Origin of the sequence: Oculatella sp. LEGE 06141 (assembly GCF_015207605.1) — a bacterium.
GTDB lineage: Bacteria > Cyanobacteriota > Cyanobacteriia > Elainellales > Elainellaceae > Oculatella.
In genome coordinates, this window is the sequence record NZ_JADEWO010000011.1 from 101616 (window position 1) to 114015 (window position 12400).

12 protein-coding genes and 2 pseudogenes are annotated in these 12400 nt (G+C 49.7%); 8 read left to right on the plus strand and 6 right to left on the minus strand.

Annotated elements, in window-relative coordinates; translation table 11 throughout:
• Position 1: 1 nt before the first annotated feature.
• Positions 2–592: a chromophore lyase CpcT/CpeT gene (locus IQ268_RS10530; protein WP_193878237.1), complete on the minus strand. Its 591-nt coding sequence runs from the start codon at positions 590–592 to the stop codon at positions 2–4.
• An 89-nt stretch (positions 593–681) separates the two neighbouring features.
• On the opposite strand from IQ268_RS10530, the gene IQ268_RS10535 reads away from it, so the two are divergent.
• The gene (locus IQ268_RS10535; protein ID WP_193878239.1) at positions 682–879 is read left to right on the plus strand and encodes a hypothetical protein; all 198 of its coding nucleotides are present in this window, start codon (positions 682–684) and stop codon (positions 877–879) included.
• Between the two features lie 2 nt (positions 880–881).
• On the opposite strand, the pseudogene IQ268_RS10540 reads toward IQ268_RS10535, so the two are convergent.
• A pseudogene (locus IQ268_RS10540) lies at positions 882–1574 on the minus strand (amino acid ABC transporter permease); the annotation flags it as partial.
• A 292-nt stretch (positions 1575–1866) separates the two neighbouring features.
• Positions 1867–2707: pseudogene (locus IQ268_RS10545) on the minus strand (basic amino acid ABC transporter substrate-binding protein); the annotation flags it as partial.
• Positions 2708–3071: 364 nt separating this feature from the next.
• Between IQ268_RS10545 and IQ268_RS10550 the strand changes: the two are divergent.
• Complete coding sequence (locus tag IQ268_RS10550; RefSeq protein ID WP_193878245.1) at positions 3072–3833, plus strand: amino acid ABC transporter ATP-binding protein; 762 nt, start codon at positions 3072–3074, stop codon at positions 3831–3833.
• A gap of 200 nt (positions 3834–4033) precedes the next feature.
• A complete protein-coding gene (locus tag IQ268_RS10555) occupies positions 4034–4570 on the plus strand; it encodes a DoxX family protein (protein WP_193878246.1) in 537 nt (178 codons plus the stop codon).
• Positions 4571–4598: 28 nt separating this feature from the next.
• Here the strand turns inward: IQ268_RS10555 and IQ268_RS10560 are convergent, their stop codons facing one another.
• Positions 4599–4883, minus strand: a complete 285-nt coding sequence (locus tag IQ268_RS10560) for a hypothetical protein (protein ID WP_193878248.1) — start codon at positions 4881–4883, stop codon at positions 4599–4601.
• Positions 4884–5280: 397 nt separating this feature from the next.
• Here IQ268_RS10560 and IQ268_RS10565 point away from each other — a divergent pair, with 397 nt between their 5' ends.
• A complete protein-coding gene (locus IQ268_RS10565) occupies positions 5281–5667 on the plus strand; it encodes a hypothetical protein (RefSeq protein WP_193878250.1) in 387 nt (128 codons plus the stop codon).
• A gap of 143 nt (positions 5668–5810) precedes the next feature.
• On the opposite strand, the gene IQ268_RS10570 is transcribed toward IQ268_RS10565, so the two are convergent.
• Together IQ268_RS10570 and IQ268_RS10575 are read right to left on the minus strand one after the other, a co-directional pair.
• Positions 5811–6389 (minus strand): zinc ribbon domain-containing protein, encoded by a 579-nt coding sequence (locus tag IQ268_RS10570; RefSeq protein ID WP_193878252.1) that lies wholly within the window; start codon positions 6387–6389, stop codon positions 5811–5813.
• On the minus strand, positions 6386–7048 hold the full coding sequence (locus tag IQ268_RS10575) for a hypothetical protein (RefSeq protein ID WP_193878254.1): 663 nt from the start codon (positions 7046–7048) through the stop codon (positions 6386–6388). The genes IQ268_RS10570 and IQ268_RS10575 overlap by 4 nt, the downstream gene beginning before the upstream one ends.
• A 363-nt stretch (positions 7049–7411) precedes the next feature.
• On the opposite strand from IQ268_RS10575, the gene IQ268_RS10580 reads away from it, so the two are divergent.
• From IQ268_RS10580 to IQ268_RS10595, 4 genes are all read left to right on the plus strand, one after another.
• Positions 7412–8887: a circularly permuted type 2 ATP-grasp protein gene (locus IQ268_RS10580; RefSeq protein WP_228035255.1), complete on the plus strand. Its 1476-nt coding sequence runs from the start codon at positions 7412–7414 to the stop codon at positions 8885–8887.
• Positions 8888–8946: 59 nt separating this feature from the next.
• The gene (locus IQ268_RS10585; RefSeq protein ID WP_193878256.1) at positions 8947–9897 is read left to right on the plus strand and encodes an alpha-E domain-containing protein; all 951 of its coding nucleotides are present in this window, start codon (positions 8947–8949) and stop codon (positions 9895–9897) included.
• A gap of 71 nt (positions 9898–9968) precedes the next feature.
• Positions 9969–10838: a transglutaminase family protein gene (locus IQ268_RS10590; RefSeq protein WP_193878257.1), complete on the plus strand. Its 870-nt coding sequence runs from the start codon at positions 9969–9971 to the stop codon at positions 10836–10838.
• 1020 nt (positions 10839–11858) lie between these two features.
• Positions 11859–12314 (plus strand): hypothetical protein, encoded by a 456-nt coding sequence (locus IQ268_RS10595; RefSeq protein ID WP_193878258.1) that lies wholly within the window; start codon positions 11859–11861, stop codon positions 12312–12314.
• Positions 12315–12400: the final 86 nt, after the last annotated feature.

A 12400-nucleotide genomic window follows, 5' to 3' on the forward strand; every position in this document is an offset into this window, starting at 1 on the left:
GCTAAGTCATGACCTCATCAGCAAAGGTTTGCCAGCGAACAAACTCAAAGGGACCCGCCAAGGCTCCCCAAACATGTTCGTCGGTAGCGGGGTCGCGTCCGCGATCGTGACTGATAAACTGGCGATCGTCGATTTCAAATTCACTGTCGAGATAGGTCGTTTGCCCTTTACGCACCACCATGCAAGCCTTTCCCGGTTCCACATGCCCTTTAAAGCTTTTTCCAGTCCACTCGACGATCATGTTGCACCCCGGCAGTTTCTTCAGTTGCTCTGCCTTGAGGGTTTGCAGCCGTGCCGTTTCCCGTGAAGCGCCATAAAACGCTTCTTCTCCATCCACCAAATAGTTTTCAATGGCTATGTGATTGGCTTCGGGAATCAGCTTAAGTACCCGCACACGATACGGATCGTTCAGCATGTAATCATACGCCTGCTCAACATAGAGACTAATGCCAGAGAGCAAGTCTAACGGCAGCGGGCGCATACAAACGCGAATGTGAGCAAAAAAAGGAGGATTCTCAAAGGCTTGAGATTGATTACTGAAGTCTGCTGCCATCCAACGAGCCAGGGTGGCAACGTCTTGAGAATGAGTCATGAATTGTCAAGCGATAACGGTCTATCCAGCGATAAAAATCATTGTACGAGACTATTGCACGCAACTGTAATGCACAATAATGCACAGAAATGCACAATGCGTTGAGCCAGCCGACCTCATCCACCAGTGCGTCTTACAGCAGTTCTCAATCGAGTCAGCCACAGTCTCGCCAGGATGGGTGTGGGGTGTGGGGTGTGGTGAATGCAAATGGAAATGGCTGTAAGTGGGAGGCGATCGCCCCCGCCTTGTCGGCTGGCCTCATCTCCTCACAGCCCCTTATTCTGTAGATTCATTCTGTAGAGAGACTGGCCACTTGCTTCCGAGCTTTGCGGTTGGCTCGTGTAACGGGGTTTAGCCACCATTCCAGCAAGCCAAATAGCTGCGACGAGAGGATGTTGAGCACCAGGTAAACAATGGCAACCGCCACATAAATTTCAAACGTGCGATAGTTTTGCGCCACCACCAACTGTCCCCGCCGAAACAGTTCTTCGAAGCCAATAACAGCCACCAAACTGGTATCTTTCAGCAAGGTAATAAATTCATTCCCCAACGGTGGAATCATTCGTCGTAACGCCTGCGGAAAGACGATGTATCGCATGGTTTGGGTGGGACCCAGTCCTAACGATTGAGACGCTTCCCATTGTCCCGGTTCAATTGACTGAATGCCCCCTCGCATGATTTCGGCAATATAGGCGGCACTATTCAGGCTCAAGGCAACGACCGCTGCCACTAATTGGCTTAATGCAATCCGAAATCCTAAGCCGTTGGTGAGGGCAGGAATTCCAAAATAAATGATAAAAATCTGCACAAGCAGAGGGGTGCCGCGAAAGAAATCAATATAAGCTCTGGCGGCCCATCTAACTGGGCGGGCAGGCGATAGACGCGCAATGCTAATTAATGAGCCAGCCAACATGCCTAACAATACCGAGAAAGCAGTCAGTTGTAAGGTGACAAGGGCACCCAGGAGCAGATTGGGTAAGGCATCAAGGACAATTTGTAATGAGGAAGCCATAGATAGGTTTAGAAAGATGAGGATATGAAAAGAGCGATCGCGGCTTAATTCATACAAGCAAAGCTTAAAGGATGAGAATAAGGGAAAGGCGCTGGAGCGAATAATCGTCCGCTCAATGAGTTGCCGACTGTTCGCCCCAAGGCATGAGCTGCACCCGCTTCAACCATGATTAAACAATGAATCAGGGCAATAACGGTCACAGACTCATACCTCGATCGCCTGCTGCTCGTTGTGGATACCACACTGCCAGGCCGACTTTAAATGGGAGCCGTTTCGGGCAAATCGGGAGCATCCTCACCAAACCATTTTTGGTGAAGTTCATTATAGGTACCGTCTTCCAGGATGGTGGCTAACCCCTGGTTGATCGCCTCGACGTTAGGAGAGCCTTTGGGAATCGCAATTCCATAAAACTCTTCGGTGATCAATTGACCAATCACTTTAACACCTCCGATGTTACCGCTTTGAACCGCATAAAGCGTGACGGGTGCATCGTTAATAACGGCATCAACATTGCCATTGGCTAATTCTTGCAGCGCCAGCGGCGCAGAGTCAAAGGTACGAATTTGAGCCCCTTCAATCTTGGCAGCTTCGGCTGCACCTGTTGTCCCAATTTGAACTGCAATTCGCTTGTTCTGTAAGTCATCAAAGGAGGTAACTTCCGTATCAGACTCTTGAACCGCGATCGCCAATCCGGCTTTGAAGTAAGGGCGGGAGAAATCGACCGTTTGTGCCCGCTCAGCCGTAATCGTCATGGCACTGATGGCAGCATCAACCGTTCCAGACTGGAGAGCTGGAATAATGCCATCAAAAGGAAGGCTTTGGAATTGCACCGTAAAGCCAGCCGCTTCACCGATCGCATTCATTAAATCAATATCAAACCCTTCGAGTTCCCCCCCAGAGCCTTGAGACTCAAACGGAGGAAACGCAGGTTCAGTCGCCACTCTTAGAGTGGTTGTTTCTGCTCCGGTCGTTCCTTCACCACCAGTAGCCGTTGGTGAGCCGCCCTGGTTAGCACCACAAGCGGCAAATGTAACAACACAGACACAACTGAGTACCCCCAGTAGCATCTGCCGTAAAAATCGAGAACGGGTTAATTTAGCCATACCTCACTCTTTCCCCTCGGTTGGGGTTTAACTTCAATTTCAGACCGTGCTTGAGGTGTTTCAAAAACAGGTAAAAACACGACAACTACAGGTGAAACGCCTGCTGCCAAGTGTTGCTTGTTGAGATGTCATCGGTAGAGTGGGGGCTGAACCTGGGCTGACAAACAAACAAACAAATTCGTTGTGGCACCGCATCAGGTTCACAATCTGCTCATTCTACAGATTTTGAACGATGCCTTTGTGTAGCAATACACTCTATCGTGTTGGAGGAGTATGCTAGCACTACTATGATCATTAGACTGACTCACTACAGTCGTGTTGTTGAGCTTATAAAAACGATACATGATTCTTCAGGATGCCGGATATGAGTGATGCCGTGCCTGCGATTATTTTTGAGCAAGTTGAAAAAAGTTTTGGTCCTTTGCGGGTACTCAATGGCATTGATGGCTGTATCAACGAGGGTGAAGTCGTCGCCATTATTGGTTCTTCTGGCTGCGGTAAAAGTACGCTACTACGCTGCATCAACCGCTTAGAAACAATCAACGGCGGACGGTTGACGGTAAACGGCATGGATTTGTCGAAACCCAACATGGGCATTTCCCAACTGCGTCGGCTCCGGGCAGATGTGGGTATGGTGTTTCAGCAGTTCAACCTGTTTCCCCATATGTCGGTACTCGACAATTTAACGCTGTCTCCGCGTAAGGTTTTAAAGCAGTCTGCTAAAGAGAGTTCACGTACCGCTCGGTTCTATCTAGACAAGGTTGGATTGTCGGAAAAGGCAGATGCTTATCCAGAGCAGCTTTCTGGAGGCCAAAAGCAGCGAGTCGCGATCGCCCGATCGCTGTGCATGAAGCCCAAAATTCTGCTGTTTGATGAGCCGACGAGCGCGCTTGACCCAGAGCTGGTGGGGGAAGTGCTGACCGTGATGCAGCAATTGGCAGAAGAGGGCATGACGATGGTGGTTGTCACCCACGAAATGCAGTTTGCCCGTGAAGTCGCCCATCGCGTTTTATTTCTCAACAAAGGCTGTGTAGAAGAAGAAGGCCCTGCCCGCCAGGTGTTGACCTCTCCTAAAAGCGATCGCTTGAGAACTTTCCTCAGCCGGATGAGCTTTACCAAAGTGTAGGACGCTACCATTCACCCGGCTCAGCGGCACCGTTTAGCAGGGCGAGTCGTCAAAATAAGGAACAAAAAAGAATAGCTCAGGGGCGATCGCCCCTGAGCTTATTTGATCTGGTTCATTGGTATCAGATTACCTGGTTACAATAATTAATACTTGTTATATTACTTAATAGAAGCACAGCATTACATACTTTTACCAATCCCATGCATATCACTCAACGCCTGGCTGCGGTGCTATCTGCGGTCTTACGCCCATCCTTAGCACCCAGTTACACGTCTCAGTCAGCCTGGACCGTTCTCCGCGTCGTTGCGGGTCTGGTGATGATTCACAACGGCCTGGACAAACTAGCGGATATCGAAAGCTTTGCCCAAGCCTATGTCTCGGTCATTGGTTTACCGTTCCCCATTTTCTTTAGCTACGTTGCCGCTTACACAGAACTGCTCGGCGCACCGTTGCTGGCATTGGGGTTGTTTACCCGACCTGCTGCCGCCGGGTTGCTCAGCACTATGCTGGTCGCCATGTATCACCACATCAAAGTGGCAGGGTTTAGCATCCCCTATCTAGAATTATCGATGCTGTATGCATCCTGCTTCCTCTTCTTTACCGTCAACGGTGCCGGTCTATTCTCCATTGATGCACTCCTCTCAGGGTGGCTCAGCGCATCAATGTTTGGACAACAAGAGCAGCAGCGCGACACGCTAGAGTCGTCTTACAAGGTGCGGGAAACCGCGTCTAAGTAATTGGGTGCTTGCTATGACCTGATAGTTCTCAAGAAACCAGCTTACGAGAACCAACAGGCAACGACATAAACAGAGTCCCGTTCACGAAAAAGCTGATGTTTTGAGCTAGTCGCAACTGCGCGACTGGCTCTTTTAATAGCTCGAATGCGCCCACCAAAGCATTCACGGTTTGTGAATCCGGGCAGTTGATTCGCAACATTCCCCAACGGCGATAGACCTTTGCCAATTTCAATGGTCTTAACTGCTGCAACTCAGCGTAGTCTTCACGATAAAAATCTAAGATCAGGTGCGTCAGTTGGGAATACCGATTCATAACCACAATATTGATTTAACTGTTTAACTTGGCGCTACAGGCTCGATGTAGTCTCTGGACTTAGCTTCATCAGCCTTAATACTCCGGCTCTAGCTGAAAGTCCCGTGTCTGCTCGGCTGTGGATCTATTCAAGCGCAGCCAGACCAGAGGTGGGCGAGACTTGCAAGAAGATTTAACGCCCGATTGAGACATGACATAAGCGGTAAAGCCGCGTCAAATTGAGATGTGGTAAGCGATTCAGCATTTCTCCTGTGCCAAAAGATGTAACGGTTTCGCACAATTTCTTGAGGAAACAACACACCTATCCCCGCTCGCAACCGGATTGTTTCTTTACAAATCTTTATGCTGCGTTAAGCTTTAGGGGTACCGTTTTCTGAAGGTTAGATTGACCGTCGTCGTGATTAAAACAAAAGTGTTAGCGCCCGTTGTAGCGATCGCCGTCAGTTTTACCCTATTGGTTATGGCGAGTCTTAGTATCCCTGCTAATGGGGCTGGCGAAATCGGAAGCAATTATTTTATCAAACCAGTGGTAGAAGACCGTGTGCTGGTGGTAGAGCCTAACCTGTTGGGGTTTGTGCGTTCAGGGCTGGCGGTAGATGAGTCGGGTCAAATGTTGTTTAGCTCCCTCAATGAAATTGCAGAGCGGTACATTATCCAATCAACTCAGTTAGTAAAAGTCGAGCGCAATAGCGGTAGGTTGGTGCCCAATTTGTTTGTTTACGTGCAGCCGTCTGATGCCGTCACAGCTTCGATTGAAGCGAGTTCGATCGCCCCTGAGCTTTAGGATTCTAAGCATTGCGGCTACTCTGCGGCAGTGGGGTTGCGTCACTCAACTCCACCTACCAATTAATCGTCCAATTAATAGTCCAAACCGTGCTCGAATGAGCAGCACTCAACGCCCCAGGTTCCCCGGCTCCAGCCTTCTGGTTAGTGAGTTAACTGGTGGCCGCAATAGGCGCAAAAGCGATCGCCCACCTCGACCGATTGCCCACACTGGGAGCAAAACCGTTTAGCAGAAGCGTTTGCCTCAGTTTGAGCTGAAGAGGTATCACCCATTCGCATTTCCATATCGCCCATCCGCATTTGCATTGGGTTCATCTGCATTTCCATGTTGCCCATCTTCATCGGTTCTAAAGGCTTCATTGGCTCCATTGGTTTCTGGCGAGTTGCAGCAGATGGCCTCTCTTCAGCCGCAAGGGAACGTAATGGGACGACTTCGGCCTGCGTCAGTGAGGGCGATCGCGACAACGACTGAATGTGGTTGCCCTGTAATTGCACAAACGATGATCCTTCTGCCGACTCCAACCGCAGCACAAGACCGGATGGGGTCTGAAATAGTGTAGGAGGGGCAGACCAGGCTCCCGTGTTCAGGCCAGATCCCTGGCTCTGCTGCTGACCAACCGATTGGCTGCTCACGGTAATAGTAGTTTGCTGCCCTCTGTTTTCAACCAGGAGCTGCTGACCGTTGCCAAGATTGCAGGTATAGCCGGAGTAAGTGTCTGTCATGATTGGGTGGCCTCAGCCGATGGTAAAGAGTCATTGTGACCACAAACGCCGTGGGTATCCCATTGGAGTTCGGCAATGAGGATCACGGTAACGCTGATGATAATTCCTGTTGTGAGCGGTTTCCAGATGCCAGCAAGCGGCAGTCCCACAATGGCAACCAGATGAATGGCGCTTGCTAACAAAAAGGTGCGCGATCGCATTCCCAATCCTGTACACAAGTATCCCACGGCACTGAGTCCTAGCCACAGTTCGCAGACTTGCGTCAGCATAGCGCCCCATCGCAGAAAGACACCCAGATTCGTGAGCAGCAATCCTACCCCGATTAAGCCAACCCAACTATACAGCACCCAACCGAGCCGCTCGGCGGTGGTGAAATAGCGAGTTAATCTCACCATGCCGACGATGCCTAACATGCTAAGGGCAGAGGAAACAAGAGTTTGAATTGTCCAATTAATCGAAACAAACTGCACCATCATAAATATGAGGGCAGAAATGAATCCCCACAACAAGCAGGCCTGGTCGTGGCGCGTGTAAAACGTTGAATGAATAATTGCCTTACCCAACTGCCAATTGATTCGCCACAGTCCGGGCGTATCTTGAATTTCGAACGCAGATGTTTTTCTGCGAAAGAAGAGCATCTCAGGATTAAAAAAAGTCATCTTAAATTACAGTTGCCGGTGAAGATATTGGGTTTAGGGATATTAAAGTGCTGTCGTTGACTTGACTCAATCAACCCAGCTTGTTTTTAATTTCAAAGTTTCAACTGGGTTCACGCATCAGCATTTGGTTCAGTTCCCAAACGTCGATCGCGTTTATCTGGGTTCTTTGACCATTTCGGCAGATTGGTAACACTATGTAATGAGCCTGGACTGAGGAAACAGTAGCTTCGACTACAGTCAGCATGTCCGCCGAACGACTATTCAATAGGCAATGACCCTATGATTGGGAATCGTGCCGTTTATTGAAAGCTAGTTTTAAAAGTGCAGTTTGAACAATACAATCCGGAAGAGTTTTACGACGAGATGTTTATGGCAAAAGGGCAACCGCGCCCCGATGCCAGTCTGCTGGTTGAACGCATCAGTTCCCTATCCCTGGATGAGCTTCAGCGACGACAGCGAGCAGCGCAAAATGCGCTGTTTCGGATTGGGGTAACGTTTAATGTGTATAGCGACAGCCAGGGCACCGAGCGCATTTTTCCGTTTGATATCATTCCCAGAATTGTGTCTGCCCATGAATGGGCGTGGTTGGAAACCGGATTAAAGCAGCGGATTCAGGCTTTAAATCTATTTCTTTCAGACATTTATGGCGAACAGAAAATTTTAACGGATGGTATTATTCCGGCGGAGTTGATCCACTCGGCTAGCGGCTTTCTAAAGCCCTGTATTGGGTTACAACCACCGCAGGGCATTTGGTGCCACATCACCGGAACCGACCTGGTGCGCGATCGCGACGGGCAATGGTATGTGCTGGAAGATAATCTGCGTTGTCCATCGGGCGTATCCTACGTTTTAGAAAATCGGCGGGTGATGAAAAGCACCTTTCCCCAGGTGTTTAGAACAATGGCGATTCAGCCCGTAGACGACTACCCCAGCCATCTATTTGAAACGCTGCTGAATCTGGCTCCTCCAGGATTACCCGATCCAACCGTGGTGTTGCTCACGCCCGGTATTTACAACTCTGCCTATTTTGAACACTCGTTTCTGGCACAGCAGATGGGGGTGGAACTGGTGGAAGGTCGAGATTTGCTGGTAGCCGATGGCTATGTCCAGATGCGAACGACCAAGGGGTTGCAGCGAGTGGACGTCATTTACCGCCGCATTGATGATGATTTTCTTGACCCAACTGCATTTAGACCCGATTCATTTTTGGGTGTGCCGGGGCTGATGGAGGTGTATCGGGCGGGACGGGTGGCGATCGCCAATGCTCCGGGTACAGGCGTTGCCGATGACAAGGTAATCTATGCCTATGTACCGCAAATGATCCGCTACTACCTCAACGAGGAGCAAATTCTGCCCAACGTCCCTACTTATTTATGTTGGGAGCCAGAGCAGTTGAAGTATGTACTGGCCAATCTCGACAAGCTAGTGGTGAAAGCAGCCAACGAGTCGGGCGGATATGGCATGTTGGTGGGCACTCAGGCCACCCCAGCCGAACGAGAGGATTTTGCAGGACGCATCAAAGCAGCACCACGCAACTACATTGCCCAACCCACGCTTTGCTTATCGCGGGTTCCTACGCTCATTGGCGAAACGTTTGCAGGTTGTCATGTCGATCTGCGGCCTTACATTCTCTATGGCAACGAGATTTATGTGAATCCAGGCGGGCTAACTCGCGTGGCGCTCAAGAAAGGGTCGCTTGTGGTTAACTCGTCCCAGGGAGGGGGAAGTAAAGACACCTGGGTAGTAGCACAAACCAGCGAGGAGCCGGATATCGTTCAGCAACGCTCTAGCCAAACTCAAACCCTTGAGTCCTTTGAGTCCATCGAGTCCATCGAGTAATTGGTGGCTCACTGTCTGCTTGCTAAAGTCGCTGTTCTTTACATTTCACACGGGTCAACATGCTCAGTCGCGTTGCGGATTCAATCTACTGGCTTAATCGATATGTTGAGCGGGCAGAAAATATTGCTCGCTTTGTGGATGTTAATCTTAATCTGTCGCTGGAACTGCCTATTGGAACGGTGCAGCAATGGAAACCGTTGGTGATTACAACGGGCGATCTCGATCTGTTTCGAGAACGGTACGGTGAACCAACGGCGGATAATGTGATTCACTTTCTGGCGTTTGATCCAGATTATCCCAATTCCATTCTGTCGTGTTTGCGGGCGGCTCGCGAAAATGCGCGCTCGATCCGAGAAATTATCTCATCAGAAATGTGGGAGCAGGTGAATGCCTTTCACATGATGGTGCAGGAAGCCTGTGAACGAAAAGCCCTTTCTGAACTGTTCAGTTTCTTTGCCGAAGTTAAAATGGCAAGCCATCTGTTTGCCGGAGTGATGGATGCCACGATGTCACACAATGAAGGCTGGCATTTTGGACAGGTAGGCAGATTGCTAGAACGGGCTGAAAAAACGGCTCGAATTCTGGATGTGAAGTATTTTATTTTGTTGCCCTCGGTCAAGGATGTTGGCACCACGTTGGACGAACTGCAATGGATGTCGCTGTTGCGATCGGCCAGTGCCTATGAAATGTATCGCAAGTGCCAGCATCGCATTACGCCGCAAAGCGTTGCCGAGTTTTTAATTTTGGATCGAGAGTTTCCGCGATCGATTCAATCGTGTTTTTTACAGGCGGAGCGATCGCTTTATTGCATCACAGGCAGTTCCCCCGGCACCTGGCGCAATCCTGCCGAACGCACCCTTGGCAAACTGCGATCGGAATTGGATTACTTGACCATTGAAGAGATTACTCACATCGGCTTGCACGAGTTTTTGGACGATCTGCAAAGCCGCATCAATATGGTGGGCGAAAAGATCTTTGAAACCTTCTTTGCGCTAGAACCGATGAGTTAAGCCGTGAGAGATGACCTATCAACCCGCTTTCACTGGCAGCATTTGCCATCCATTCTCCATGCGTTATCAAAATGCGTTATCAAATCATTCACACCACCACCTACACCTACGATCGCCCGGTGATGTTGTCCGCGCATACGGTGCGGTTGCGCCCCCGGTGTGATGTCACGCAAATGCTTCAGCAGTTTTCGTTAAACGTTAATCCAGAACCAAGCCGCATTTCTGAAACGGTTGATTTAGATGGAAATGGCATCATTAAGCTGTGGTTTCCCGATGAAACAACCGACTTGCTAAGCGTGAAAGCTGCCTTTGAGGTTGAAACGTATCGCTCCAATCCGTTCGACTTTCTGCTGGAAGCTTGGGCGACAAATTTGCCGATCGACTATCCGGTTAGCTTATTTTGTCAACTTCAGCCGTATTTAGCTGGGCATCTGGGGGTGGGTGGTGTAGATGCGATCGCGGTTCAGCTAGCTCAGGAGGTGTGGCAGGCAACTCATGGCAATACCATTGCCTTTTTAAGTGAACTGAACCAGCGGATTTACACCACCTGCGACTATACGGTGCGGGAGACAGGTGCCCCTCTTCCCCCTGGAATAACATGGACGCAAAAGTTGGGTTCCTGTCGAGATGTGGCGGTGCTGTTTATGGAAGCGTGTCGGGCGATGGGATTGGCGGCTCGCTTTGTGAGTGGTTATCAAGAAGGCGATCCAGATAGCGACAACCGCGATTTGCATGCATGGGCAGAGGTGTATTTGCCAGGAGCGGGATGGCGCGGCTACGACCCAACCCACGGTTTAGCGGTGAGCGATCGCCACATTGCCTTAGTCACCAGTCCTTTTCCCCAATCCACAACGCCAATCAGCGGCAGCTTAAAAATGGGAGCGGGAGTGCAATCGGAGATGCACTATCAGTTGTCGATCCAGCCATTAGATCCAGCCTGAGCGATGCCCTGGTGAAACCATGACGTGACCGAGATTCGACGTTCGATCGTTCCATCTCCAACCCTGGTCATTTAGCCTCTGCACTCGATCGTTTCGATTTCAAAGGCGATCGTTCCATCTTCAACCCTGGTCGTTTAGCCTCTGCACTTGATCGTTTCGATTTCAAAGACGACAATTGCTGTTCAAACACGCGTCGTTCTCACTTGAAATTGGAACGGAGAGGTTTAATGTAGGAACATTCTTGCTTTAAACCAAAACTTTGTTGTTTTAGTCAGGAACGTTGCTGGTTGAAACTGAAACGATGCTTGAAAAATATCAAATTCTCTCCTGCAAGGGCGTAGCAGTCGGCAAATAGCCCTTGAAATAGACCCAGAAGTATTGCCCGACTGCTACACCCCTACGGGTGTCGGGCTACAAATTAGACTTTTCTAAACATTCTCTAAAAATGATGCGGTTGAGAACGCGATCGCTGCTGTTCAAACCCGTTTAGAAAGCAAATGAAGACAGAACCCATGACAGCATCAAATGTCTCCTCAGAGGGTGTCTGAGAATGGATCAACATTCTAAATTAGCCCCCTAAATCCCCCAGTTTTGGGGGACTTTGAAACAGAATTGGTTCGGAAGTCCCCGTTCGGCTGAGCGCTCACGTCGAAGCCAAAATTGGGGGATTAGGGGGCGGTTCGAGTTGGAGCTTAGCACTTTTAAGACATCCTCTCAAAAGCGATTAACCAGTTCGTGATCCTTGGCACGTTCAACCCAACTTCATGATGGCAACAAACCCAAATGAAAGGAATTCATGACTTTTTAACGTTCAAGAGGCAGACCATTCTGTGGGGATCTGATAGCCTGAATACACAGTTTGGTTAAATACTGCTACCAACCTCTGAAGGACGCGTCCATACTTGGATGCAGCCTGATCGAGTATAGGGGTTTCTCAACAGCAGGTTTAATAAACTGGAGCTTTTTCGTGCAAAGCGAACGGCTTGATGCAATGTAGCTTGAATCTTTTAGGGCAACCTCATGGATAATATCGCTGAACGTTATACCCGTCTGTGCCACGCCTACGTCCAGCTCGCCGATCAATTTCAGAAACTTGACGTAGAGCATATGTCTTTAAGAGGCAAAATCATTCCATTCTTGAAAGCGCTCAAAACGTACAAGCAAACCGTGGCCGACCTGACCGAAGAAAAATCGCGGCTTGAAGCAGAACTGCAAGCGATCGCATCTAAATACGAAGCGCTGAAACCGCTAGAGGCATTAATAGACGCTGAGCATCAAGCAGCCTTAGCCGAAGCAGAAGAACAGCTCAACCTTGTCGCCGAAACGCTTCAGGAAATGGAAAAAGAGCGCGATCCCGACTTAAGTGAAGCAGAACGGCTGTTGTTGGCCGAATATGACAGCAGCGATGCCGAGTTTAGTTTGGCGGAGTCAGTGGATGAGTCACATCATGCCAATGTGTTGCCGTTCGCCTCTTAAGCTAGCGCCCCTGCCCAAATAAAGACAGCCACGGATCGGGGTGTGTACTGTCAAGCCCGACCTGTGGCTGTTTGAGTCATGCCAGA